The organism is Aliirhizobium smilacinae (assembly GCF_006335145.1).
GTDB lineage: Bacteria > Pseudomonadota > Alphaproteobacteria > Rhizobiales > Rhizobiaceae > Neorhizobium > Neorhizobium smilacinae.
In genome coordinates this window covers 105,903-129,110 of record NZ_VDMN01000007.1, presented here as the reverse complement: position 1 = coordinate 129,110, position 23,208 = coordinate 105,903, and the positions used below count along the sequence as shown (strand labels likewise).

Here is a 23,208-nt window from a genome sequence, read left to right as displayed (position 1 = left end):
TTTATCCCCGCGCCTTAATTTCGGATTTTGCCTTTTCGATCTTGGCTTCAACGCCTTCACAGATGCCCAGAACGGCGGCGACGTCTCCATCACTGAAGTCGGCCAGCAGTTCGTTCTCAAGCGCCACAAGTTGCAGGCGAATAGCAGCGGCCGTCTGCCGGCCGTCGTCGGTGAGATACAGCCTGCGCGCGCGGCGATCGTCTGGATCGATCCGGCGTTCGAGAAGGCCGCGCTGCGATAGAATATCGATCAGCCGCACGAGACTGGATTCGTCGAGACCGGAGGCAGCGGCCAGCTCCTTCTGAAGCAGGCCGTCGCCCAGCCGGTGCAGATAGATCAGCGGTGTCCAGCTGGCGTCGGTCAGGCCGCTTTCCGCCAGCTTTTCATCGATGAACATGCGCCATCGGCGGGCAAATACGACGATGGCGCCACCAAAAACGGCCTTGGGATCATTTGGATTTCTATGCATTAAAATTATTTGGATCAAAACTATTATTTCTGCAAGTGCTCAATCATCTTGATTGTGATGCAATGGGTGCAGGGCGCGGCCGGATCACCCGTTGAAAATTTGCAGTAGCCTGCTGCGACCAGCTCGTTGTTGATTTTGGGCCGTATGCTTTCTAAAAGCGCGAAAGACAAAAAATTGACCGGAGGAAACCTATGCGCGCTTTCATTCTTGCCCTTGCCGCTGCGACGGCTCTTGCCATGCCTGTCAAGGCTGCGGACGTCACCGTTGCCGTGACTGCCATCGTCGAACATCCTGCGCTCGACGCCGTGCGTGATGGCGTGAAGGACGCGCTGGCGGAGGCCGGATACAAGGACGGCGAGAACCTGAAGTTCCTGTATGAATCGGCGCAGGGTAATCCCGGCACGGCGGCGCAGATCGCCCGCCAGTTCGTCGGCGAAGAGCCAAACGTCATCGTGCCGATCTCCACGCCTTCGGCCCAGGCCGTAGTTTCCGCGACGCGCGATATTCCGGTCGTCTTTACCGCCGTTTCCGATCCGATTGGCGCGCAGCTGGTGAAGGATGTGACGAAGCCCGGCCGCAACGTGACCGGCCTTTCGGACATGTCGCCGGTGGCCGAGCATATCAAGCTGATCAAGGAAATCTCGCCCAAGGCGAAGTCGATCGGTTTTCTTTACAATACGGCCGAAACCAATTCCGTTTCGATCCTCGCCGCGCTGAAGGAAGAAGCCAACAAGAACGACATGACCGTCGTCGAATCGGTCGCCACCAAGTCCGCTGAAGTGCAGGGGGCTGCCCGCGGGCTCGTCGGCCGCGCCGATGTCTTCTACATTCCGACCGACAACACGATCGTTTCTGCTTTCGAGGCGGCCGTTGGTGTTGCCGAGGAAGCCAAGATCCCGCTTTATGCCGCCGATACCGGTTCGGTCGATCGCGGTGCCGTTGCCGCTCTCGGCTTCAACTATTACGATGTCGGCAAGCAGACCGGCGCGATCGTTGCCCGTATCCTCAAGGGCGAAGCTCCCGGCGATATTCCGGTGACCGTTGCTGCCGGAACCGATCTGGTGATCAACAAGGGTGCCGCAACCCGCATGGGCGTGACGTTGCCGGAAGCCATCGTTTCGCGCGCCACCCGCACCGTCGAATAATCCGCCTGTCACCAAAGCACCGGATGAGGGATAATTCTCATCCGGTGTGACCGACGACCAACCGGCGCGCCACGCGCCGGATAAAGAGGGGGGCACGACAAGGTGCTTAGTCAGATCGCCTTCTGGGGCGCAGTGGAACTCGGGCTGGTTTTCGCCTTTGTCGCCATCGGTGTATTTCTCGCTTTCCGGGTGCTCGATTTTCCCGATCTCACCGTGGACGGTTCCTTTCCGCTCGGGGCCGCCGTCGCGGCTGTGCTGATTACGGTCGGTATCAACCCGTGGCTTGCAGCCTTTGCCGCCATGCTGGCCGGTGCTGCCGCCGGTACGGTGACGGCGTTTCTCAATGTGCGCTTCCGTATCCTCAACCTGCTCGCCTCGATCCTGACGATGATCGCGCTCTTCTCCGTCAATCTTCGGGTGATGGGCAAGCCGAACGTCGCGCTGATCAATGCCGATACGATGCTGAGCCCGTTCTTCGGTCTGGGCCTGAGGGAAGTCTATGTACGTCCGTTGTTCGTCGGCGTGCTGGTAGTGATTGCGGTCATCGCCGTCTGGCGCTTTCTGGAGAGCGATGCCGGGCTGGCGATGCGGGCGACCGGCGCCAATCCGCGCATGTCGCGGGCGCAAGGCATCGATACGAGTTGGCAGGTCTATCTCGGGCTTGCGCTTTCCAACGCGCTGGTCGCGTTGGGCGGTGCATTGTTTGCGCAAACCAACGGTTTTGCCGATGTCACGTCTGGTGTCGGTACCATTGTCGTCGGTCTTGCCGCCGTCATAATCGGCGAGACGCTGTTCGGCGCACGTGGCATCCTCTTGGCGTTGATCGGCTGCGTTGTCGGCTCGATTCTCTATCGTATCGCCATCCAGCTGGCGCTGTCGACGGATGCGCTGGGCCTGAAAGCCTCCGATCTCAATCTCGTCACCGCCGTTCTGGTGGCCGTGGCGCTCGTTCTGCCGCGCCTGCGCCGGGGAGCCTCGTCATGATCGATCTCAGCAACATCCACGTTACTTTCGGCAAGGGTACGCCGCTGCAGAAGGAGGCGCTCAAGGGCGTCAACCTGACGATCGAGGAAGGCTCGTTCGTGACCGTGATCGGCTCGAATGGCGCCGGCAAGTCGACCCTGCTCGGCGTTCTGGCCGGCGACGTGCTGGCCAACGAAGGCAAGGTGATGATCGGCAAGACCGATGTCACGCGCAAGTCGACATCCGCCCGTGCCGGTCTCGTCGCCCGAGTGTTCCAGGACCCGCTGGCCGGCAGTTGCGGCTCCCTGTCGATAGAAGAAAACCTTGCGCTTGCAGCGCGGCGCGGCGAACGTCGTGGGCTGCGTTCGGCGCTCGGCCCGCGCCGTCGCGAGCTTTTTCGCGAGCGGGTTGCCGAACTCAATCTGGGGCTCGAAAATCGGATGAAGGATCGCATGGACCTGTTGTCCGGCGGTCAGCGACAGGCGGTGTCACTGGTCATGGCAACCCTGGCGGGCTCTGAAGTGCTGCTGCTCGACGAGCATACGGCGGCGCTCGATCCGGGCATGGCGGAGTTCATCATGAAACTCACCCAGCGCGTCGTGTCGGAGCGCAAGCTGACGACGCTGATGGTGACGCATTCCATGCGTCAGGCGCTGGATTTCGGCCATCGCACGATCATGCTGCATGGCGGCGAGATCATTCTCGATGTCAGCGGCGACAGCCGCAAGGACCTGCAGGTCGAGGACCTGATCGCCATGTTCCGCAAGATGCGGGGCGAAACGCTGGACGACGACGCGTTGCTGATCGGCTGAGCCGGTCAGCGTGCCATTTTTCAGCGAGCCTGAGTGAAGAAGATTTTTGCCGCAAAGATCGAGAAGACGCCGGCAAAGGTGTAGTCGATGCCGCGCAGGACTTTTGGATTGGCCTGCAGCCAGGCGGAGAGCCTGTCGGCGGCCAGCACGACGATCAGGTTGATCGGCATGCCGATGGCAATGAAATAAAGCCCGAAGAAGATCAGTTTGCCCGTGACATGCGGATCCTGCGCCGAGACGAATTGCGGCAGGAAGGTCATGAAGAAGATGATGACCTTGGGGTTCAATATGTTGACCCAGAAACCGAGCGACATGCTGGCAAGCGCGCTGCTTTCCGGCCGCTCGACCTTTTCCACCGACAGGCTGGAGCCGAAGCGGATCGCCTGAATCGCGAGCCAGAGAAGATAGGCCGCACCGCCGGTCTTCAGGATGAAGAAGGCGGTCGGCGAGGCGGTGATCAGTGCCGAGATGCCGAAAGCGACCAGCAGAGTGTGGCAGACGACCCCGAGATTTGTGCCCAGCACAACAAATAGTGCCGGCTTGCGGCCTTCGCTGATGGCGCGGCTGACCGATAATGTCATATCCGGCCCCGGCGTAATCGAGAGCAGAAGACCGGCGGCGGTGAAGGCAAGCAGAATAGGCAGGCTTGGCAGGAATTCCATGGTCGTTCTCGAAAGCCGGAGGATCGTCGGGTTCGTTTATCCGGCTTTCGTGCTTCTGCCAAATCAATCAATCAACGGTTGTTGATGAATTGTTTTGATGCATCGGCAAAATCCGGGTGCCAGCGGGAAAGCGGCGGGCGGTTTTCGATGACGTCGCCTATCGCCCAGGCCATGCGGCGTTCGTCGGTGGCGCGATCGACATCGTTGTCGGGGCACAGGATGTAGAAATCACCGTGACCGAGGCTTTCTATCATGAACTCGACCGTCTGTTCCGATGTCCAGGCTCCTTCGGGCTTTTCGGTGTGACCGGTTGTGAGACCGGTATAGACGAAGCCGGGGATCAGGAGATACGCCGAAACCTGGCAGCCTTCGGTGTTGCGCAACTCGTGCTGCAGCGCCTCGGTGAAGGTTTTTACGCCGGACTTGGAAACGTTGTAGGCGGGGTCGCCGGGAGGCGTGGTGATGCCCTGTTTCGAACCGGTGTTGATGATGAGGGCCGGTTCGCCATGGGCAATCATCGCGGGGCCGAAGATGCGACTGCCGTTGACGACGCCCATCAGGTTGACGGCAAGCACGTTCTCCCAATTCGCCTGCGGGCCGAAAATGCTGCTGCCGGGCTGGATACCGGCATTGTTCATCAGCACATGGACCCGGCCGAAACGCTGGATGACGGCTCGCTCAAGAGCTGCGATCTCTTCCGGTTTCGACACGTCGGTGCCGATGGCTGCAACGTCATGCTCGCCGCCTTCGGCAAGTGCCGTCACCTCGCGGGCTGCCTCGACAAGCTTGTCTCCTTCGAGATCGACCAGCACGACGGAAAGGCCCAGACGGGCAAATTCCTTCGCTGCGGCAAGTCCGATGCCGGATGCGGCTCCGGTGACGACGGCGACGTTGTCCTTTTTCAGAGCGGGATGAGTAACGGTCATGGGTCGGTCTCCTCTATGACGCTTCTGTTCAAAGGTCCGCCGGGATATGGTACTTACCGCTATCCCGTCAACATGACGGGATATTGAAGCGGAGCCGGGCCGATGGGCGAAATCATATCGATCAGGGTGGATGAGGAACTGACCGCCTTCGTCAAGAAGCAGGTCGATGACGGACGTTATGCGTCCGAGAGCGAGGTCATCGAAGAGGCGCTACGGCTTTTGAAGGAAAGCGAAGAGGACGAGATCGAGGCGATCCGGGCGGCGATCGATGAGGGTGAGGCTTCGGGAGAGCCGCAGCCGTTTGATTTCGACGCATTCATCGAACGCAAAAGAGCACAGCGCGCGCAGAGATGAAGACACTTGTCTTCTCGCCAAAGGCCGAAGCCGATATCGACGAAATTTATGATTATACCGAAGAGCATTGGGGCTTCGAGAAGGCTAAAGCTTACATTTTCGATCTTCGGGATGCGTGCCGAATGATTGCGGAAGGACGTCGCTCCGGCAAGGTGATTGCGGGTTTAAAACGAGACTATCTCGCGCTGTCCTTTAATTCGCACGTCATCATTTATCTCGGTGGAGATGATCGTATCGCAATTATCCGCATCCTTCACCAGCGCATGAACGTGCGGCGTCATCTCTGATCCCGTCCTGCCGGGTTTTTCTTGCGTGACAGCAGAAACTCGCTAAAAACTTCGGCGATCCAAATTGGGCGGATTGTTTCCGCCACCACCCGCAGACGGACATTTTCATCATGGCACTCCCGAAAGACGTAAAAAAGGTCGTTCTCGCCTATTCCGGCGGTCTCGACACCTCGATCATCCTGAAATGGCTGCAGACCGAGCTTAATGCTGAAGTCGTTACCTTCACCGCCGATCTCGGCCAAGGCGAAGAGCTCGAGCCGGCCCGCAAGAAGGCCGAAATGCTCGGCATCAAGGAAATCTATATCGAGGACGTCCGCGAAGAATTCGTCCGCGATTTCGTTTTCCCGATGTTCCGCGCAAATGCCGTTTATGAAGGCGTCTATTTGCTCGGCACGTCGATTGCCCGTCCGCTGATCTCCAAGCACCTGATCGACATCGCCAAGAAGACCGGTGCCGACGCGATCGCCCATGGCGCGACCGGCAAGGGCAACGACCAGGTTCGTTTCGAGCTTTCGGCCTATGCGCTGAACCCGGATATCAAGGTCATCGCACCTTGGCGCGACTGGTCGTTCAAGAGCCGTACAGATCTTTTGAAGTTTGCCGAAGAAAACCAGATCCCGGTTGCCAAGGACAAGAAGGGCGAAGCGCCGTTCTCGGTCGATGCCAACCTGTTGCACTCGTCTTCCGAAGGCAAGGTTCTGGAAAATCCGGCCGTTGAGGCTCCCGAATACGTGCATATGCGCACGATCTCGCCGGAAGCCGCTCCCGACAAGGCAACGACGATCAAGGTCGGCTTCAACAAGGGTGATGCCGTTTCGATCAACGGTGTCGCTATGTCGCCGGCAACGCTGCTCGCCACCCTCAACAATTACGGTCGCGACAACGGCATCGGCCGTCTCGATCTGGTCGAGAACCGTTATGTCGGCATGAAGTCGCGCGGTGTCTACGAGACCCCCGGCGGCACGATCCTGCTGGCGGCCCATCGCGCCATCGAATCGATCACGCTCGACCGAGGTGCTGCTCACCTCAAGGATGAGTTGATGCCGAAATATGCCGAGCTGATCTATTATGGCTTCTGGTTCTCGCCGGAGCGCGAAATGCTGCAGGCGATGATCGACAAGAGCCAGGAGCATGTCGAGGGCGAAGTGACGCTGAAGCTCTATAAGGGCAATGTCATGGTCATCGGCCGCGAGAGTGCAAAGTCGCTCTATTCCGACCAGCTCGTCACGTTCGAGGACGACCAGGGCGCCTATGACCAGAAGGATGCAGCCGGCTTCATCAAGCTCAACGCGCTGCGTCTGCGCACGCTCGCCAAGCGCAACCAGTCGAAGTAATCGGGTTCTCGATCTAGAAACATGCCCCGCTGTCACCGCAGCGGGTTTTTTTATTGGCGTTTGCTGACGAAGCGATAGGCGAGATAACTCGCGACTGCCGTGAACTCCATTGCGGGAATGATCGTACCAAAGGAGGTCAGCGGGCTGGCAAAAGCGGCTGCCGCAAGCCCTCCGGCAAAACCGCCGCCCATCTGGATGAAGCCCATCAGCGCCGACGCGGACCCTGCCGTCCTGGGGAAGGCTGCAAGGCCGGCGGTCACGACATGAGGCGACAGAAAGGCAATGCCGAAAGTGCATATGCCGACCGGGACCATTATCGACAGGAAGGTCGGGCTCAGAAGATGAACTGAGAGGAACATCAGCAGGCCGCCGACCCCGCAGAAACTGACGCCGATCGAAACAGCCGCAGGGCCGGATATGCGCCCCGAGACCGTGCGCAAAGCGATCGAGCCCGCCAGATAGGAGCCCGTCTGCGCCAGCATGCCGAGGCCGAATTCGGTCGGGCTCAGTCCCACGACATTGATCAGCACAAAGGGCAACATGGTGCCTTGGGCATAAAGCGCGCCGATCGAGCCGCCGAGGATGAGCGAGGGGAGGAGGAAGCGGAGATCGGTGATGAGGCCGGCATAGGTGCGCACGAGCGTGACGGGTTGCAGACGTGAGCGATCCGGAACCGTCGTTTCCTTCAGCACGAATATGCAGGCCAAAAGAGCCCCGCCGCCGAAGGCGACCATCAGCAGGAAGATCGACTGCCAGCCGAAGGTGGAAAGAGCGAGCCCGCCGATGGTGGGCCCGAGCGCCGGGCCGATCGCCAAAATGATGCCGATCATGTTCATGATGCGGGAGGCTCGCTCGCCGGTGAACTGGTCGCGGACGGCGGCACGCGCGACAGTCACGCCCACCGAGGCACCGATACCCTGGATAAGGCGTCCCGCGAGGATCCAGTTGACGTCGATCGCCATCGCGGCAACCAACGAACCCAGGACATAGATCGTCAGGAAGGCGATGGAGGCGGCACGCCGGCCAAAAGCATCCGAGACGGGACCGGCCAGAAGCTGGGCAATGGCGAAGCCGCCGAAATAAAGTGACAGGCTGAGTTTGATCGCCGCTTCCGTCGTGCCGAAGGCGCGCACCAGTTCCGGCATTGCCGGCGTATAAACTGCCATCGATATCGGGCCGATCGCAGTCAACAGGGCGCCGAGCACGGTCGTGCGCCTCTCGCTCATGATCGGAGAGTGTTCGGCGGCGTTAGCGGCTCTCATCTGTACCTGGTTGAGCTGGAGGGCATGCCTCCTGAAGGTTCCGGTTTAGAACGGCGAGCGACGCTTCCAGATGGCTTTTGGCCTCGTGGGACAGGCCGGATGTCGCGTGATCCAGAATGACGTGGAGCTCTGCGCGGATTCTGCGGATCATGTCGTCCGACGTCGTCGTCAGTCCGATCCGCTTGGCGCGCCGGTCCGCAATACATTTGTGGCGTTCGATCAGGCCGAGCGTCTGCAACTTGTCGAGATAGGTGCAAAGCGTCATAGGCTCGACGCCCATCTGCGAGGCGATGTCGAGCTGCCGGCTGCCCTCATGGTCGGCAATGTGGATCAGCGCCCTTGCCTCGCCGGGTGTGAGGCCCAACCCTGCCGCGTTGATGCGATTTTCAAACGCAGTCCGCAATGCGCGTGCGGTATCGACGATCAGCAGACCCAGGAGATCGCCCTGCGATTCATCATGGGAAATTTTGACTGGAAGGCTCATAAGGTTGACTTACTATCTTTCCGCGTGGCCGCAAACGGAAAAGCTTGAGACCCTTCGCAACGAATGCGTGAAGCTCCGCTTCGTCGGACTTGATCCAAGCGCCCGACAACCTATCCTGTAGACCAGAAACAATTTTGAATCGCAGAAGGATCTCCCTGATGGCCAACGCTTCCGTCAACCGTGCCCTCGTCGAATGGAGCGGGCACGAAGGCCTGCCGCGGTTCGATCTCGTCAAAGACGAGGATTTTTCCCCCGCTTTCGAGGTGGCCCTGGCGAGCCACGAGGCAGAGATCGACGCGATTGCCAACAATGCGGACGCGCCGAGCTTCGAAAACACGGTCGTGGCACTGGAAATCGCCGGCGACGAGCTTTCCCGCGTCTCGTCCCTGTTCTGGGGCAAGGCCGGTGCCCACACGAACGAGACGATTCAAGCGCTGGAGCGCGAGATCGCGCCAAAGATGTCGCGCCATTATTCGAAGATCGGCACCAATGCCGCACTTTTCACGCGCATTGATGCGTTGTGGGAAAAGCGGGCCGAGCTTGACCTGACGCTCGAACAGGAGCGGGTGCTGGAGCGCCACTGGAAGGGTTTCGTCAAGTCGGGTGCGAAGCTTGAAAAGCCCGAGCAGGACCGGCTTTCGGCGATCGGCGAGAAACTCGCGGGCCTTGGTGCGCAGTTCGGCCAGAACGTTCTCGGAGACGAGAAGGAATGGTCGTTGAAGCTGACCGAGGAAGCCGATCTCGAAGGCCTGCCGACCTTCCTGCGTGATGCGATGGCTTCTGCCGCAAGCGACCGCGGCGAGGCCGATGGGTACATGGTGACGCTGTCCCGCTCGATCATCGAGCCGTTCCTGACGTTTTCCGCACGGCGCGACCTGCGCGAACAGGCTTTCCGGGCCTGGGTGGCTCGCGGCGAAAATGGCGGTGTGCGGGACAATATCGCGATCGTACGGGAGACGCTCGCCCTGCGTTCTGAAAAGGCGAAACTTCTGGGCTATGAGAACTTTGCCGCCCTGAAGCTCGATAACACGATGGCGAAAACGGCTGATGCTGTGAACGATCTGCTTGGCCAGGTGTGGGAAAAGGCACGCTCCAAGGCGCTCGAGGAAGAGGCGAGCCTTGGCAAGCTTGTGGCGGAAGAGGGCAAGAACCATTCGGTCATGCCGTGGGATTGGCGCTATTATGCCGAGAAGCTGCGTGAGCGGACCTTCTCTTTCTCCGAATCCGAGCTGAAGCCTTATCTGCGGCTGGAAAAGATCATCGAGGCTTGCTTCGATGTCGCCAAGCGCCTGTTCGGCGTCACGCTGACCGAGCTGAAGGGGATTGCAGCCTATCACCCGGACGTGCGCGTGTTCGAATTGCGCGACGAGAGCGGTGCGCTGAAGGCGCTTTTCCTCGGCGATTATTTCGCCCGGTCCTCCAAGCGCTCCGGCGCGTGGATGAGTTCATTCCAGTCGCAACACAAGCTGACGCTGAAAAGCGGCGCTGAGGGCGAGTTGCCGATCATCTTCAACGTCTGCAATTTCGCCAAGCCGGCGGAAGGCAAGCCGGCGCTTCTGTCGCTCGACGATGCGCGCACGCTGTTCCATGAATTCGGCCACGCACTGCACGGCATGCTGTCGGATGTGACCTATCCATCCGTCTCCGGGACCGGCGTCTCGCGCGATTTCGTCGAGCTGCCGTCACAGCTTTACGAACACTGGCTGACGGTGCCGGAAATCCTCGAAAAATACGCCGTGCATTACGAGACCGGAAAGCCGATGCCGAAGGAGTTGCTGGACAAGGTTCTGGCGGCGCGCACTTTCAACGCAGGTTTCGCGACCGTCGAGTTTACCTCGTCGGCGCTGGTCGACATGGCGTTCCACACAAGAGACACGGTGGAGGATCCGATGGCGATGCAGGCGCAGGTTCTGTCGGAGCTGAAAATGCCGGCTTCGATCGTGATGCGTCACGCCACTCCGCATTTCCAGCACGTGTTTTCCGGCGAAGGATATTCGGCCGGATATTATTCCTACATGTGGTCGGAAGTGCTGGATGCCGATGCATTTTCGGCATTCGAGGAGGTCGGCAACCCCTTCGATCCGGTGATGGCGCGCAAGCTGAAGAATAATATCTATTCCGTCGGCGGCTCGATCGATCCGGAAGTGACCTACACGGCTTTCCGCGGCAAGCTGCCCGATCCGACGGCCATGCTGAAGAAGAAGGGACTGGCCATGGTAGCCGAGCTTACCGGCAGCGACGCATAGGCGGATCCCATCCTTCGGGAACAACTGTCATTCTGCTGTCATAAAAATGTAACCGTCCTGTCATGCAGGCTGACTATGGAACCGGCATCTCTTCTCCGACGCCGGTTCCCATGACAATCGATCCCTCGACAAGCAACGCTGCCGTCTCTGCGGCCGGACTGGAATTGCACTATGGTGCAACACCGGTATTGCGCGGCATCGACCTGTCGCTTGGCCAGGGCAAGACGCTTGCTCTTCTCGGTCCTTCGGGCTGTGGCAAGACGACACTACTAAGACTGGTCGCCGGTCTTCTGGCGCCGAGCAAGGGCTCGGTCGCCATTGCCGGCCAGATCGTGGCGGACGCAGCGACCAACGCCTTTTCGCCACCGGAAAAGCGCAATCTCGGCATGGTCTTTCAGGACTATGCGCTCTGGCCGCATATGACGGTCGGCGGCAATGTTTCCTTTCCGCTGGAAATGCGTGGCGTTTCCCGTGCCGATCGGGAGCGACGGACCCTGCATGCGCTGGATCGGGTTGGTCTTTCTGCCTATGCCGGACGTCGGCCGAGCGATCTTTCCGGTGGTCAGCAGCAGCGCGTGGCGATCGCGCGTGCCATCGTTGCCGAACCGCAACTCATCCTGTTCGACGAGCCGCTTTCCAATCTCGACCGCGAATTGCGCGAAAACATGGTCGGTGAACTGGCAGAGCTGATCGCCTCGCTCGGCCTTACCGCCATCTATGTCACCCATGATCACAGCGAGGCGCTGACGCTTGCGGATCAGGTCGCGGTGATGCGCGGCGGGCTGATCGAACAGCTGGCGACACCGGACGAACTCGTGGCGCAGCCGGCAACCCCTGAAGTCGCGGATTTCCTGCGACTGGGCGGCATTGCCGAACTCGAACGGCGGGATGCCTGCTGGGTTTTCCGCAATAGCGACATCGCCCTCATGCGTGCCGATGAAGGCCGCACCGACAACAGCCGCGTGCTGATCCCTGTCGCCGCCATCACACCGGGCGATATCCAGCCGGATCGTCTGGCAGCAACCGTGCTGCGGTCACAGTTTCGCGGCGACGGGCATCTGGCGACCGTCTCGCTGATCGGTGCCGATCATGTCGAATTGCAGGTTCTCAGCCGCCACAAGCTCAAGCCCGGAGACGGGGTCGGGCTCCTGATCGATCACGACCAGATCCGCTGGTTCGCACATCCAGTGCATTCACCCCAATAGGAGATTTTGGGATATGTTCAAGTCGTTGAAGAGCCTTTCGCTCGGTGTTGTCGCTGCCGCCCTGATGGCCGGCGTCGCTCACGCCGATGTCACCGTCTACACCGCCGGCCCGCAGAGCCTGATCGACAAGATGTCGGAAGGTTTCACCAAGGAAACCGGCATCAAGGTCAACGTCTTCCAGGCAACCACCGGCAAGGTCATGGCCCGTATCGAAGCCGAAGCTTCGAACCCGGTTGTCGACGTACTGATCTCCGCTTCGTGGGATACCGCGACCGATTTCGAAAAGCGCGGCTGGCTGGTCAAGTATTCGAGCCCCAACGCTGCCAAGGTTCCGGATTTCCTGAAGTCGGACTATGCCGTCGCACAGGGCATTTCGGCCCTCGGCATCGCCTGGAACACCAAGAGCGGCACGCCGAAGCCGACCGAATGGGCTGACCTGACCAAGGCCGAATACAAGGACATGGTCAACATTCCCGACCCGGCCCAGTCCGGCTCGTCCTTCGAACTGACGGCTGCACTTGCCGGCCAGGACGAGTTCAAGCTGTTCAAGGACCTTCAGGCCAATGGCGCGATCATTGCCGGTGCCAATGCCGAAGCACTTAACCCCGTTCTGCAGGGTGCCAAGGCTGCCGTCTTCGGCGCCGTCGACTACATCACGCTTGCCGCCAAGAAGAAGGGCGAAAGCATCGACGTGATCTTCCCGGCATCCGGTACGGTCATTGCACCGCGTCCGGCGATGATCCTCAACTGGTCCAAGAACCAGGACGAGGCCAAGAAGTTCATCGATTACATGCTCTCCGACGCCGGCCAGAAGCTGGTTGCCGCGCAGATGCTGATGCCGGCCCGCACCGATATCCCGGCCGACCGTCCGCTGATCGGCGATCTCAAGCTCCTGAAGTTCGATAACGCTGCCGTCTATGGCAAGCGCAAGGAAACACTCGGCGAGATCACCAAGATTTTTGGTGGCAAATAATTCTCTCTCTGGCGCCGCCTGTCCTTCGTGTCAGGCGGCGCCTTTCCGTTTTTAGAAGATCGCGCATCATTCTTCAGGTCGCCTAACGCGATGGCTTGAAGAATGCTGCGACAGGTCATGAAGGACTGATCGATGGCGGCAAAAAGCATTGGCGGACCGGCTCCGGCAGCATGGCTGGCGATCGCGGGACTGGTTCTCGTGGTTGTCGTTCCCTTCGTCGCCATCGTTTTGCAGGCCATTTTCCCCAATCTCGGACAGGGTTCCTTTTCAGGCCCCTTCTCCTCCTTCATTGCAACGCTGAATGACGGCGCGCTGATCGGCATGGCGGGCAATACGATCCTGCTCGGCGCCTGCGTCGTGCTGGCGTCGGCGCTGATGGCCGTGCCGCTCGGTGTGTTCCGCGCGCTGTATCGCGTGCCGGGTGCGGCTCTGTTCGATGTTCTACTGCTCGTGCCCTTTATGATCCCGCCCTATATCGCGACGCTCGGCTGGATCATGACACTGCAACCGCGCGGTTATCTGCAGCAGTTGCTTGGCTTCAATCTTTCCCCGTTCCTGTTTTCGCTGGCCGGCATGACCATGGTCATGGCGTTCAACACGTTTCCGGTCGTCTATTTCGCGGTCTCCCGCACGGTGGAGGCCGTCGGTGCGCGTTATGCCGATGTCGGTCGTGTGTTCGGTGCCACGCCTGCGCGCGCCTTCTGGCGCATCACGCTGCCCCTCTCCGCTCCCGGCCTTGCCGCCAGCCTGATGCTGGTGTTCGCCGCTGCGATCGAGGAATACGGTACACCTGCAGCGCTGGGGCGCCGTGCGGGTTTCCAGGTTCTCGTCACAGGTATCGATCTCAGAATTTCCGACTGGCCGATCGACCTTCCGGGCGCTTCGATCATGTCGCTGCTGCTGGTGGGCTTGTCGCTGGTCACCTTCCTCGGCCAGCGCTGGATCCTGTCGCGCCGCTCCTATCAGACGGTCAACGGCAAGCCGACCTCGAAGGACAAACGGCCGCTCGGGGCGCTCAAGCTGCCCGTCGTGCTGGCATTTTCCATCGTTTCGTTCCTGGCAACCGGGGTGCCGCTTCTGTCGATCCTTGCGACGGCCCTGTCGCGGACGATTTCCGGCGGGCTGGCGTTCGACAATCTCAGCCTCGATAATTTTCTGGCGGTTTTCCAGAACAGCGCCGGTGCGCTCGGTGCGCTTGCCAACAGTTTTTCGCTCGGCATCGGCACTGCGCTGATCACCGGGCTGATCGGGGTGACGGCCGCCTATACCGTAGTGAAGACAAAAATCCGCGGGCGGCTGGCGATCGATACGCTGACGATCATTCCCAATGCGCTTCCCGGCATCGTCGTGGCCGTCGGTCTCATTCTGGCGTGGAACATGCCCTGGCTACCCGTGACACCCTACAATACCGGTTTCATACTGCTGCTTGCCTATTGCTGCATTCTGCTGCCGCAGCCGATGCGATACGCCACGGCGGCTTTCCAGCAGATCGGCGACAATCTGGAAGCGGCGGCACGTGTATTCGGTGCAAGCGGCGTGACAGCCTTCCGGCGTATTCTTTTGCCGCTGGTTTTCCCCAGCCTCGCCTCGGCCATGCTGCTCGTCTTTGCGCTTGCCTCGCGAGAACTGGTTGCTTCCGTCGTCATTGCTCCGGTCGGCATGCAGACGATCGCTACCTTCATCTGGCGACAGTTCGAACAGGGGTCGATCGGGCTCGGCATGGCCATGGCCTTTATCGCCATCCTGATCACAACACTCCTGCCGTTGACGCTTCTGGCACTCCTGAAGAGGAGCGGTCTCGTCGCCGAATAGACCGTGGATTAAGCCGTTGCGCTCTGCCCCCCTTTCGCATTTGCAAAAAACGGGGTATGAGCGCGCCAACGAAATTGGCGTGGCCCCGTGATTGTTGCGCCCCAACTTCAGAGAACCCCAGTATGGCACTTCGCAACATCGCGATCATCGCGCACGTTGACCATGGCAAAACGACCCTCGTTGACGAGCTCCTGAAACAGTCCGGCTCGTTCCGCGAGAACCAGCGCGTTGCAGAACGCGTGATGGATTCGAACGATCTCGAAAAGGAACGCGGCATCACCATTCTCGCCAAGGCGACTTCGGTTGAATGGAAGGGCGTTCGCGTCAACATCGTCGACACCCCCGGCCACGCCGACTTCGGCGGCGAAGTCGAGCGTATCCTGTCGATGGTGGACGGCGCGATCGTTCTGGTCGATTCGTCGGAAGGCCCAATGCCGCAGACCAAGTTCGTGGTCGGCAAGGCTCTGAAGGTTGGCCTGCGCCCGATCGTTGCGATCAACAAGATCGACCGTCCGGACGGCCGCCACGAAGAAGTCATCAACGAAGTTTTCGACCTGTTCGCAAACCTCGACGCCACCGATGAGCAGCTCGACTTCCCGATCCTCTACGGTTCCGGTCGCGATGGCTGGATGAACGTCAACCCGGAAGGTCCAAAGGATCAGGGTCTGGCACCGCTTCTCGATCTCGTGCTCAGCCATGTTCCGGAGCCGACGGTCGAAGAAGGCCCGTTCCGCATGATCGGTACGCTTCTCGAAGCCAACCCGTTCCTCGGCCGTATCATCACCGGCCGCGTTGCTTCCGGCTCGATCAAGCCGAACCAGGCCGTCAAGGTTCTGGCACAGGACGGCAAGACGGTCGAAACCGGCCGTATTTCCAAGATCCTCGCATTCCGCGGTATCGAGCGTACGGCCATCGATGAAGCGATCGCTGGCGACATCGTCGCCATTGCCGGTCTCTCCAAGGGCACCGTCGCCGACACGTTCTGCGACCCGTCGGTCACCCAGGCGATGACGGCTCAGCCGATCGACCCGCCGACCGTTACCATGTCCTTCATCGTCAACGACAGCCCGCTTGCCGGTACCGAAGGCGATAAGGTTACCAGCCGCGTCATCCGTGACCGTCTGTTCAAGGAAGCCGAAGGCAACGTTGCGCTGAAGATCGAAGAAGCCGAAGGCAAGGATTCGTTCTACGTGTCCGGCCGCGGCGAACTTCAGCTTGCCGTCCTGATCGAGACCATGCGTCGCGAAGGTTTCGAACTTGCCGTTTCGCGTCCGCGCGTCGTCATGCACAAGGACGAGAACGGCGTCACGATGGAGCCGATCGAAGAAGTCGTCATCGACGTTGATGAAGAACATTCCGGTATCGTCGTGCAGAAGATGTCCGAGCGTAAGGCCGAGATGACCGAACTGCGTCCTTCGGGCGGCAGCCGCGTTCGTCTGAAGTTCCTTGCCCCGACCCGCGGCCTGATCGGCTACCAGTCGGAACTGCTCACCGACACGCGTGGCACGGCGATCATGAACCGCCTGTTCAACGACTATCAGCCTTACAAGGGTGAAATCGGCGGCCGTACCAACGGCGTTCTCTTGTCCAACCAGGCTGGTGAAGCCGTCGCCTATGCGATGTTCAACCTGGAAGATCGCGGCCCGATGATCATCGAGCCGGGTGAAAAGGTTTATGCCGGCATGATCATCGGCATCCACACCCGCGACAACGATCTCGAGGTCAACGTTCTGAAGGGCAAGCAGCTGACGAACATCCGTTCGGCCGGCAAGGACGAAGCCGTCCGCCTGACGCCGCCGATCCGCATGACGCTCGACCGCGCTCTCTCCTGGATCCAGGACGACGAGCTGATGGAAGTGACGCCGAAGTCGATCCGCCTGCGCAAGATCTATCTCGACGCAAACGACCGCAAGCGCTTCGACAAGTCGAAGGCCGCCCTCTAAGCAGCCTTTAAATTCCGCTCTGAAAGCCCGGCCAAAAGCCGGGCTTTTTTCTGTGCCCGCGCAAATCACACGACTTGTGGCGGAGGTTAAAAAAGCGTTAACTCGACAGGTATTGTCCCCATCAGAACTCTGTGGGCAATCCGCCTGGTTAATGAATGACCGATGGCGGATCCCGTGTTGCAGGACCTAAAGTCGCGTTATGAAGACGTTGTCGATCGATGTTCGGCGGGCTGACCCGCAGGATGCCCGGACTATCTCGGAAGTGCACCGGGAAAGCTGGAAGCAGGCCTATGCGGGGCTCATTCCGCACAAGCCGCTGATCCAGATGCTGGAGCGCCGCGGCGAAAAATGGTGGCGCAAAGCGACCGACGGTCCGGCCACGCTACTGGTGATCGAAGTCGCCGGGCAGCTTGCCGGTTATGCCACGATCGGCCTTAACAGGGCGCGCTCGCTTCCCTATGACGGCGAGATCTACGAAATCTACCTGCGTCCCGAATTTCAGGGCGTCGGTCTCGGACGCCGCCTTTTCAGCGAAAGCCGCAAGCTGTTGAAGTCGCTCGGCTGCACCGGGCTCGTGGTCTGGTGCCTCGAAGACAGCGAACATGCAATCCGCTTCTTCCGCCGCCATGATGGTGTCGATGCGGTCGAAGGTGTGGAAGATTTCGGTGGCACGCAGCTGCGCAAACTCGGCTTCGTCTGGCCACGCTGATCCGGGTGCCGAGTTAAGCGCTTCAGCGGTCTCCATCAATTCAATGGCTTATTGCCTTGGCGGCAGATTCCCGCTATCGACGCTTCAGTGAATTGAACCTAATTGAGGATCACGATGCGTATCGATGCAATTTCCATCGGCAAAAATCCGCCCGAAGATGTCAATGTCATCGTCGAGGTTCCGGTCGGTGGCCAGCCGATCAAGTACGAGATGGACAAAGAGGCCGGTGCGCTTGTCGTAGACCGCTTCCTCTATACGCCGATGACCTATCCGGGCAATTACGGTTTTGTGCCGCATACGCTGTCGGAAGATGGCGACCCGATCGACGTGCTGATCTGCAATACACGTCCCTTGGTTCCCGGCTGCGTCATCAACGTTCGTCCGATCGGCGTGATGATCATGGAAGATGATGGCGGCAAGGATGAGAAGATCATCGCCGTGCCGTCGCCGAAGCTGACGCGTCGTTACGACAAGATCCAGAACTACACGGATATGCCGGAAATCACGCTGAAGCAGATCGAGCACTTCTTCGAGCACTACAAGGATCTGGAGCCTGGCAAGTGGGTGAAGATCGGCGGCTGGCAGGATGTCGATGTTGCCAAGAAGCTGATCGTCGAGGCGATCGAGCGTTACAACGCACAGAAATAATCAGGCCGTCAGGCTTTCGAGTTTCGCTTTCAAATCCTCCGGGTCGCCATCGATCCGGAGGATTTTTTTACGCGCGGTTTCGCCGGAAACAAAAGAGATGCCGCTCTTCGGCACGCGCAGTTTCTTGGCAAGAAGTGCGATCAGCGCCTTGTTGGCCTTGCCGTCTTCGGGCACGGCAGAGACGCGTGCTTTCACAAACGCATTGCCGTCGGCATCCACTTCAACCCCGTCGATCGCATCGCGACCACCGTTCGGTGTGAGCTTTACACTCAACCGAATGTGGCCAGCATGAACGCTGAATGGGCTCAAGCGACCATGGGGTAAAGCGTTGTCCACATGAAGGAGCGCAGGAAGAAGATGATTAGCAGGACGATGATCGGGGAGATGTCGATACCGCCGAGGTTCGGCATGATGCGGCGGATAGGTGCCAGAACCGGTTCGGTGACGTTGTAGAGGAAACGACCGATCGCTTCGACGAAGCGGTTGCTCGAATTGATCACGTTGAAAGCGTAGAGCCAGGAGAAAATCGCGCTGGCGATCAGTATCCAGGTGTAAAGGTTCAAGGCCAGATCAATGGTCTGAAACAGGGCGAGCATTCATGTCTCCAATTTAGTTGCCAAGCTCTACCCTTCAGGATAGCGGCTGTCGGCCGACAATTCGTGTTGACAGACATGTAGACATTGGAGAACTAACGGGCAAGTGTCGCACCCGCAGCAGTTTCAGCATGTTTAACAGTGGCTGTGTGTGCAAATAGTCCATGACGGCCACCGAAAGACCTTGCGATGTCCATTCCCGCCTCCGGCGACCGTTTTGCAGCTTTTCGTCACTCGTCCTATACCCGCTTCTTCCTTTCACGGTTCTTCGCCGCCTTCGCCATCCAGATCATCAGCGTCTCGGTCGGCTGGCAGATGTATGACGAAACCCGCAACCCGCTCTATCTCGGGCTGATCGGGCTGTTCCAGTTCCTGCCGTCGCTGCTGCTGATCCTTGTGACGGGAACGGTGGCCGACCGTTATAACCGCCGCATGATCATGGCGATCTGCATGGTGGTGGGCGCCGCCTGCGCTGCGGCGCTGCTGGGGTTGACGATCGCCGGCGCATTTACGCCCTGGCTGGTGTTTGCCATTCTGGTGGTATTCGGCATAGAGCGCGCCTTCATGGGGCCGGCGGTCCAGTCGCTCGGACCGAATCTCGTGCCCGAAAGGGACCTTGCCAATGCGATCGCCTGGAACTCCTCCTCGTGGCAAACGGCATCGATCCTCGGACCTGTCTTCGGCGGTTTGCTCTACGGCGTGAACGCGACGTCTGCCTATGTCGTCGCGCTGGTGCTGCTGGCGCTTGCAGCCATTCTCGTCTTCATGATCCCCAAGCCGGCGCAGCGGACATCGGCGACCAAGGTCGACGTCGCGCATCTGCTCGCCGGTTTCCGCTTCATCTTCAGTGAAAAGGTGGTGCTGGGGGCGATCTCGCTCGATCTGTTTGCCGTGCTTCTTGGCGGTGCCGTGGCGCTGATGCCGATCTTCGCACGCGACGTGCTGGAGCTTGGCCCATGGGGGCTAGGCCTGCTGCGGGCCGCACCAGGCATCGGTGCTATCTTCGTGGCGATCTGGCTCGCCTTCCACCCGATCCGCCATCATGCGGGCATTGCCATGTTCGTCGGTGTCGGTTTCTTCGGTCTCGGCACGCTGATCTTCGGCCTTTCCTCGGCACCGTGGCTGTCGATTACGGCGCTGATGATCATGGGCGCTGCCGACATGATCTCCGTCTACGTTCGCGAAACGCTGATTGCGCTGTGGACGCCGGACGAGGTGCGCGGACGCGTCAACGCGGTCAACATGGTGTTTGTCGGGGCATCCAACGAGCTTGGTGAGTTCCGCGCGGGCACGATGGCGCATTTCATCGGAGCAGTGCCTGCCGTCGTCATCGGCGGCGTCGGCACGCTTGCCGTTACCGTCATCTGGGCGCTCGGCTTTTCGAAACTGAGAAAGATCGATACGCTGGAAGCGCCGGAGCGGTAGCAAATAATCCTGATCCTGCCGCGGGCACTATCGCCGGGTCAGCTTTGCGCCATTTCCGTTACAGGCATTGACGCGCCATATCGGATCGAGGAGGCCGCCGTAGCGGCTTCCTTTTTCAGGAAAACCAGATCGAGAAACTCCGACAGCCAGGCTTTGAGCGGCGCATCGAACATCATGCGGCCTTCAAGATGCTGGTTACCCTGCTGCGCGTTCGGCATGGTGAAGCGCTCGGCGCCGTGCACGACCCACCGGTGCATCATCGCCCTTGTGAGTTCCGCATGGAACTGCATGCCCCAGGCATTGTCGCCGTAACGGATGGCTTGGTTGGGATAGGCGTCGCCTTCCGCCAAAAGCTTGACATCGCGCGGAACGTCAAAACCTTCTCGGTGAAAATGATAGACCATCTTCGGCCATTGCATCAGCAGGCGGCCGTGTTCTGTCGGGCGCAGAGGGTACCAGCCGATCTCGGTGATCTCGCCTTGCTTCGCGCCGACCTTACCGCCGAGGTGCCGCACCATCATCTGAGCGCCGAGGCAGATGCCGAGATAGGGCTTGTTCTCGCTCAACGGCACGCCGATCCAGTCGATTTCCTGTTTGACGAAGGGATCGGGATCGTTGGCGCTCATCGGGCCGCCGAAGATCACGGCGCCGGAATGGCCGGCAAGCGTTTCCGGCAGTGCCTCACCCAGAACCGGCCGGCGGATATCGAGCGGGAAACCCTTTTCGACAAGCATCTGGCCGACGCGACCTGAGGACGAGCGCTCCTGGTGCAGGACGACGAGAATGGGAAGGAGGTCTGTTTTGCGAGGAGGCAGCACGAGCATCGTTTAGTCCTTACTCTCCTCCGCGTTTTCTTCCGCAAGGCGTGCCGCGGCCTGCTGGCGCTGCAACACGCGATCTCGCGACGAAACACCGAGCAGATCCGCGATCCTCCAAATCACGTGGTCCTCGATCTCGCTTCTCTGGCCATCGGCATAAACGATGTCCCAGAGAATGCCGAGCAGTTCGACGCGGTCGTCTTCATTGACGAGATGACGTCTTAGATCGGAAGTGAATCGGTAATAGTCAACCGCTTCGTGACCCGCCTCGTGGCCCGCCTCGATCAATGCCTTCAGCCGGTCCTCGCTGAGATCGTACCGCTCCCGTATCAGTTCGCGGAATTTCTGCTGCTCCTTTTTGGAGACGGCCCCATCTGCCTCCATGACCTGAAAACAGAGCGCAACGAAAGCGACCCGAGGATCGTCCGGTGCGAATTCCTTGTCGTCATGGGAGGTGAGTGTGTGAAGGAAGGCCTGTATGCGGTCCAACATCGATAGGCCTTGCTCCATATTTTCTAGAAAAGCCGCAACCTCGTTCTGGTCGGATCGGCATCCTGATCTTTCACGCCCGGATCATCTGGTGGGCGTCCGAAAAATGGAACCGGTTCGGCTGCATTTTCCTGCGTTTTGGCAGGTGCAGGCGTGACTTTCTCGGGGGCTGTTGTCTTTGTTGCAACAGCAGGCTCGGGTGCCGCCGCTGCAGGCTTCTTTTCGATGACGATTGTCGGCTCGGTGACCTCGGCACGTCTTGTCGTTTCCACCGGTGGCTGGACGTTCACCACGACCGGCGGGAGTGCGGCAATCGCTTCGTCCGCGGCGACCTTGCCCTCAACGAGGGGGCCTTCCAGCTGGCTGAAGGGTATCTTCCATTCGAAGGCGTCCAGCTTGCCGCTCACCGGAGACACCGGAAGCCAGTTTTCAGAAACGAAACCATCGGCAACCCAGGCTGCGTTGCGCGGTGCGCGAAGCGCCTGCTGCATCCAGTAACGGATGCGGCCCTGATCGCCCGTCTCGGCCTCTTCGATATCGGCCAGCAGCAGATAGACCCGCTCGCTCGGTTCCACACGCGCCGCTGCTTCCGCCCGCCCACGCGCTTTCGAAAAGTCCTGTGCATCGAGTGCGGCCTGAGCGACGATCAGGAGAGATTCGATGTTGTTCGGACGGATCGCCTCGAGCTTCTCGGCGCGTTTCAGGCGGTCGAGCGTGCTGTCGCCGCTGCGGGCGCGAACATAGGTTCGGGCGATATCCGGATGCGGCGAAAGCTTCCAGACGCCTTCTAGCACCGATGCGGCCTTGCGGACGTTTTCCTGCCGCAGCAAGACCTTGGCGGATATGACGGCGGCGGGCACCAGATCTTTTGCCAGTTTTAGGGCATCGGTGGAGTCCTCACGGGCACCGCTCGGATCGCTTTCCAGACGCTCGCCGGCACGGGCGGTCAGGAGGACTGCCCTCAAACGTTCGGCTTCGGACTTGCTGATGATGTTGGCGGCGCGCTGTTGCGCCAAGGTTTCCAGCGCCTCGTCCCAGCGGCCGGACCGGCTCTGGGATTCGAGCGTCGCTTGCGATGCCCAGGGCAGATAGGGCGCGTGTTCGACTGCCTTTTCGGCATATTGCCGTGCCGCTTCGTTGGCACCGAGCCGGCGTGCCTCCATGTAAAGGCCGCGCAGGCCGAGTTCGCGGGTTTCGGGATCGTTCGACATGCTTTCGAATTTTGCGCGGGCGTCGTCGTATTTGCCCTCGATGAGGGCGGCCTGCGCATCCAGCAGATGGATCAGTGGCTCCTGGTCGGCATTGAGCAGGCTGCGGGTGCGGATGCTCATCTTGCGGGCAAGCAGCGCATTGCCGGCGCCGGCTGCAATAAGGCCGGTCGACAGCGCCTGATAACCCCGGTCCCGCTTGCGCGCGCGAAAATAACGGCGGACCGAAAAGGGCGAGGTCCAGATGATGCCGACGATCCACCAGAGCAGCATGACAGCGCCAATCACCGCGACCAGCATGGTGGCGGCGACCATGAGGCTGGTCTCGATCAGGTGATCCTGCCAGGTAATGGACAGCAGGCCGGGACGATCCGCGAGCCATGCAAAGCTCCAGCCAAGACCGAGAACGACAAGAAGGAAGATGAAAAGTCTGACCATTCC

At 60.0% G+C, this 23,208-nt stretch carries 24 protein-coding genes; 14 read left to right on the top strand and 10 right to left on the bottom strand.

Annotation, left to right across the window (positions count from 1 at the left end; translation table 11 throughout):
• Window position 1: 1 nt before the first annotated feature.
• Window positions 2-469: a MarR family winged helix-turn-helix transcriptional regulator gene (locus FHP24_RS23935; protein ID WP_139678766.1), complete on the bottom strand. Its 468-nt coding sequence runs from the start codon at window positions 467-469 to the stop codon at window positions 2-4.
• Between the two features lie 191 nt (window positions 470-660).
• On the opposite strand from FHP24_RS23935, the gene FHP24_RS23930 reads away from it, so the two are divergent.
• The 3 genes from FHP24_RS23930 (at window position 661) to FHP24_RS23920 (ending at window position 3,389) form a co-directional block, all read left to right on the top strand.
• Complete coding sequence (locus tag FHP24_RS23930; RefSeq protein ID WP_139678765.1) at window positions 661-1,614, top strand: ABC transporter substrate-binding protein; 954 nt, start codon at window positions 661-663, stop codon at window positions 1,612-1,614.
• A 102-nt stretch (window positions 1,615-1,716) separates the two neighbouring features.
• Window positions 1,717-2,598 carry an ABC transporter permease gene (locus FHP24_RS23925; RefSeq protein ID WP_139678764.1) on the top strand — a complete coding sequence of 294 codons (882 nt, stop codon included), beginning with the start codon at window positions 1,717-1,719 and terminating at the stop codon, window positions 2,596-2,598.
• Entirely contained in the window at window positions 2,595-3,389 is a 795-nt protein-coding gene (locus tag FHP24_RS23920) for an ABC transporter ATP-binding protein (protein ID WP_139678763.1), read from the top strand. Before FHP24_RS23925 ends, FHP24_RS23920 begins: the two co-directional genes overlap by 4 nt.
• Window positions 3,390-3,409: 20 nt before the next feature.
• Here FHP24_RS23920 and FHP24_RS23915 read toward each other — a convergent pair whose 3' ends face one another.
• Together FHP24_RS23915 and FHP24_RS23910 are read right to left on the bottom strand one after the other, a co-directional pair.
• Window positions 3,410-4,051 carry a LysE family translocator gene (locus tag FHP24_RS23915; RefSeq protein WP_139678762.1) on the bottom strand — a complete coding sequence of 214 codons (642 nt, stop codon included), beginning with the start codon at window positions 4,049-4,051 and terminating at the stop codon, window positions 3,410-3,412.
• Between the two features lie 71 nt (window positions 4,052-4,122).
• The gene (locus tag FHP24_RS23910; RefSeq protein ID WP_139678761.1) at window positions 4,123-4,977 is read right to left on the bottom strand and encodes an SDR family NAD(P)-dependent oxidoreductase; all 855 of its coding nucleotides are present in this window, start codon (window positions 4,975-4,977) and stop codon (window positions 4,123-4,125) included.
• A 102-nt stretch (window positions 4,978-5,079) separates the two neighbouring features.
• Here FHP24_RS23910 and FHP24_RS23905 point away from each other — a divergent pair, with 102 nt between their 5' ends.
• The 3 genes from FHP24_RS23905 (at window position 5,080) to FHP24_RS23895 (ending at window position 6,952) form a co-directional block, all read left to right on the top strand.
• Complete coding sequence (locus FHP24_RS23905) at window positions 5,080-5,331, top strand: type II toxin-antitoxin system ParD family antitoxin (protein WP_139678760.1); 252 nt, start codon at window positions 5,080-5,082, stop codon at window positions 5,329-5,331.
• Complete coding sequence (locus tag FHP24_RS23900; RefSeq protein WP_139678759.1) at window positions 5,328-5,618, top strand: type II toxin-antitoxin system RelE/ParE family toxin; 291 nt, start codon at window positions 5,328-5,330, stop codon at window positions 5,616-5,618. The genes FHP24_RS23905 and FHP24_RS23900 overlap by 4 nt, the downstream gene beginning before the upstream one ends.
• Before the next feature lie 110 nt (window positions 5,619-5,728).
• On the top strand, window positions 5,729-6,952 hold the full coding sequence (locus tag FHP24_RS23895; protein ID WP_139678758.1) for an argininosuccinate synthase: 1,224 nt from the start codon (window positions 5,729-5,731) through the stop codon (window positions 6,950-6,952).
• Between the two features lie 50 nt (window positions 6,953-7,002).
• On the opposite strand, the gene FHP24_RS23890 is transcribed toward FHP24_RS23895, so the two are convergent.
• Together FHP24_RS23890 and FHP24_RS23885 are read right to left on the bottom strand one after the other, a co-directional pair.
• Window positions 7,003-8,178, bottom strand: a complete 1,176-nt coding sequence (locus FHP24_RS23890) for a multidrug effflux MFS transporter (RefSeq protein WP_139678921.1) — start codon at window positions 8,176-8,178, stop codon at window positions 7,003-7,005.
• 22 nt (window positions 8,179-8,200) lie between these two features.
• On the bottom strand, window positions 8,201-8,698 hold the full coding sequence (locus tag FHP24_RS23885; protein ID WP_139678757.1) for a MarR family winged helix-turn-helix transcriptional regulator: 498 nt from the start codon (window positions 8,696-8,698) through the stop codon (window positions 8,201-8,203).
• Between the two features lie 158 nt (window positions 8,699-8,856).
• Between FHP24_RS23885 and FHP24_RS23880 the strand changes: the two genes are divergently transcribed.
• From FHP24_RS23880 to ppa, 7 genes are all read left to right on the top strand, one after another.
• A complete protein-coding gene (locus FHP24_RS23880; RefSeq protein WP_394344666.1) occupies window positions 8,857-10,944 on the top strand; it encodes a M3 family metallopeptidase in 2,088 nt (695 codons plus the stop codon).
• A 110-nt stretch (window positions 10,945-11,054) separates the two neighbouring features.
• A complete protein-coding gene (locus FHP24_RS23875) occupies window positions 11,055-12,149 on the top strand; it encodes an ABC transporter ATP-binding protein (protein ID WP_139678756.1) in 1,095 nt (364 codons plus the stop codon).
• A gap of 13 nt (window positions 12,150-12,162) precedes the next feature.
• Window positions 12,163-13,122 carry an ABC transporter substrate-binding protein gene (locus FHP24_RS23870; protein ID WP_139678755.1) on the top strand — a complete coding sequence of 320 codons (960 nt, stop codon included), beginning with the start codon at window positions 12,163-12,165 and terminating at the stop codon, window positions 13,120-13,122.
• A 132-nt stretch (window positions 13,123-13,254) separates the two neighbouring features.
• A complete protein-coding gene (locus FHP24_RS23865) occupies window positions 13,255-14,934 on the top strand; it encodes an ABC transporter permease (RefSeq protein WP_139678754.1) in 1,680 nt (559 codons plus the stop codon).
• Between the two features lie 122 nt (window positions 14,935-15,056).
• Entirely contained in the window at window positions 15,057-16,877 is a 1,821-nt protein-coding gene (typA, locus tag FHP24_RS23860; protein ID WP_139678753.1) for a translational GTPase TypA, read from the top strand.
• A gap of 199 nt (window positions 16,878-17,076) precedes the next feature.
• On the top strand, window positions 17,077-17,586 hold the full coding sequence (locus tag FHP24_RS23855) for a GNAT family N-acetyltransferase (protein WP_139678752.1): 510 nt from the start codon (window positions 17,077-17,079) through the stop codon (window positions 17,584-17,586).
• 114 nt (window positions 17,587-17,700) lie between these two features.
• Window positions 17,701-18,234 (top strand): inorganic diphosphatase, encoded by a 534-nt coding sequence (ppa, locus tag FHP24_RS23850; RefSeq protein ID WP_139678751.1) that lies wholly within the window; start codon window positions 17,701-17,703, stop codon window positions 18,232-18,234.
• Here the strand turns inward: ppa and FHP24_RS23845 are convergent, their stop codons facing one another.
• A complete protein-coding gene (locus FHP24_RS23845) occupies window positions 18,235-18,543 on the bottom strand; it encodes a DUF167 domain-containing protein (RefSeq protein WP_449224058.1) in 309 nt (102 codons plus the stop codon). It abuts the gene before it with no gap.
• Window positions 18,540-18,830 (bottom strand): YggT family protein, encoded by a 291-nt coding sequence (locus FHP24_RS23840; protein WP_139678749.1) that lies wholly within the window; start codon window positions 18,828-18,830, stop codon window positions 18,540-18,542. Before FHP24_RS23840 ends, FHP24_RS23845 begins: the two co-directional genes overlap by 4 nt.
• Before the next feature lie 186 nt (window positions 18,831-19,016).
• Between FHP24_RS23840 and FHP24_RS23835 the strand changes: the two genes are divergently transcribed.
• Window positions 19,017-20,252 (top strand): MFS transporter, encoded by a 1,236-nt coding sequence (locus tag FHP24_RS23835; RefSeq protein WP_139678748.1) that lies wholly within the window; start codon window positions 19,017-19,019, stop codon window positions 20,250-20,252.
• 38 nt (window positions 20,253-20,290) lie between these two features.
• On the opposite strand, the gene FHP24_RS23830 is transcribed toward FHP24_RS23835, so the two are convergent.
• Genes FHP24_RS23830 through FHP24_RS23820 form a run of 3 tightly spaced genes read right to left on the bottom strand, consistent with a single transcriptional unit; the run spans window position 20,291 to window position 23,205 of the window.
• Window positions 20,291-21,076, bottom strand: a complete 786-nt coding sequence (locus FHP24_RS23830) for a glutamine amidotransferase (RefSeq protein ID WP_139678747.1) — start codon at window positions 21,074-21,076, stop codon at window positions 20,291-20,293.
• Between the two features lie 3 nt (window positions 21,077-21,079).
• Window positions 21,080-21,562, bottom strand: a complete 483-nt coding sequence (locus FHP24_RS23825; RefSeq protein ID WP_139678746.1) for a tellurite resistance TerB family protein — start codon at window positions 21,560-21,562, stop codon at window positions 21,080-21,082.
• Between the two features lie 23 nt (window positions 21,563-21,585).
• Window positions 21,586-23,205 carry a heme biosynthesis protein HemY gene (locus FHP24_RS23820; RefSeq protein ID WP_139678745.1) on the bottom strand — a complete coding sequence of 540 codons (1,620 nt, stop codon included), beginning with the start codon at window positions 23,203-23,205 and terminating at the stop codon, window positions 21,586-21,588.
• Between the last annotated feature and the right edge of the window lie 3 nt (window positions 23,206-23,208).

Coding starts and splice junctions, on each gene's coding strand:
- FHP24_RS23820 (WP_139678745.1), bottom strand. CDS start 23,205: ATGGTCAGACTTTTCATCTTCCTTCTTGTCGTTCTCGGTCTTGGCTGG.
- FHP24_RS23870 (WP_139678755.1), top strand. CDS start 12,163: ATGTTCAAGTCGTTGAAGAGCCTTTCGCTCGGTGTTGTCGCTGCCGCC.
- FHP24_RS23825 (WP_139678746.1), bottom strand. CDS start 21,562: ATGTTGGACCGCATACAGGCCTTCCTTCACACACTCACCTCCCATGAC.
- FHP24_RS23935 (WP_139678766.1), bottom strand. CDS start 469: ATGCATAGAAATCCAAATGATCCCAAGGCCGTTTTTGGTGGCGCCATC.
- FHP24_RS23905 (WP_139678760.1), top strand. CDS start 5,080: ATGGGCGAAATCATATCGATCAGGGTGGATGAGGAACTGACCGCCTTC.
- FHP24_RS23865 (WP_139678754.1), top strand. CDS start 13,255: ATGGCGGCAAAAAGCATTGGCGGACCGGCTCCGGCAGCATGGCTGGCG.
- FHP24_RS23895 (WP_139678758.1), top strand. CDS start 5,729: ATGGCACTCCCGAAAGACGTAAAAAAGGTCGTTCTCGCCTATTCCGGC.
- FHP24_RS23930 (WP_139678765.1), top strand. CDS start 661: ATGCGCGCTTTCATTCTTGCCCTTGCCGCTGCGACGGCTCTTGCCATG.
- FHP24_RS23835 (WP_139678748.1), top strand. CDS start 19,017: ATGTCCATTCCCGCCTCCGGCGACCGTTTTGCAGCTTTTCGTCACTCG.
- FHP24_RS23900 (WP_139678759.1), top strand. CDS start 5,328: ATGAAGACACTTGTCTTCTCGCCAAAGGCCGAAGCCGATATCGACGAA.
- FHP24_RS23885 (WP_139678757.1), bottom strand. CDS start 8,698: ATGAGCCTTCCAGTCAAAATTTCCCATGATGAATCGCAGGGCGATCTC.
- ppa (WP_139678751.1), top strand. CDS start 17,701: ATGCGTATCGATGCAATTTCCATCGGCAAAAATCCGCCCGAAGATGTC.
- FHP24_RS23840 (WP_139678749.1), bottom strand. CDS start 18,830: ATGCTCGCCCTGTTTCAGACCATTGATCTGGCCTTGAACCTTTACACC.
- FHP24_RS23920 (WP_139678763.1), top strand. CDS start 2,595: ATGATCGATCTCAGCAACATCCACGTTACTTTCGGCAAGGGTACGCCG.
- FHP24_RS23890 (WP_139678921.1), bottom strand. CDS start 8,178: ATGAGCGAGAGGCGCACGACCGTGCTCGGCGCCCTGTTGACTGCGATC.
- FHP24_RS23910 (WP_139678761.1), bottom strand. CDS start 4,977: ATGACCGTTACTCATCCCGCTCTGAAAAAGGACAACGTCGCCGTCGTC.
- FHP24_RS23830 (WP_139678747.1), bottom strand. CDS start 21,076: ATGCTCGTGCTGCCTCCTCGCAAAACAGACCTCCTTCCCATTCTCGTC.
- typA (WP_139678753.1), top strand. CDS start 15,057: ATGGCACTTCGCAACATCGCGATCATCGCGCACGTTGACCATGGCAAA.
- FHP24_RS23855 (WP_139678752.1), top strand. CDS start 17,077: ATGAAGACGTTGTCGATCGATGTTCGGCGGGCTGACCCGCAGGATGCC.
- FHP24_RS23880 (WP_394344666.1), top strand. CDS start 8,857: ATGGCCAACGCTTCCGTCAACCGTGCCCTCGTCGAATGGAGCGGGCAC.
- FHP24_RS23875 (WP_139678756.1), top strand. CDS start 11,055: ATGACAATCGATCCCTCGACAAGCAACGCTGCCGTCTCTGCGGCCGGA.
- FHP24_RS23915 (WP_139678762.1), bottom strand. CDS start 4,051: ATGGAATTCCTGCCAAGCCTGCCTATTCTGCTTGCCTTCACCGCCGCC.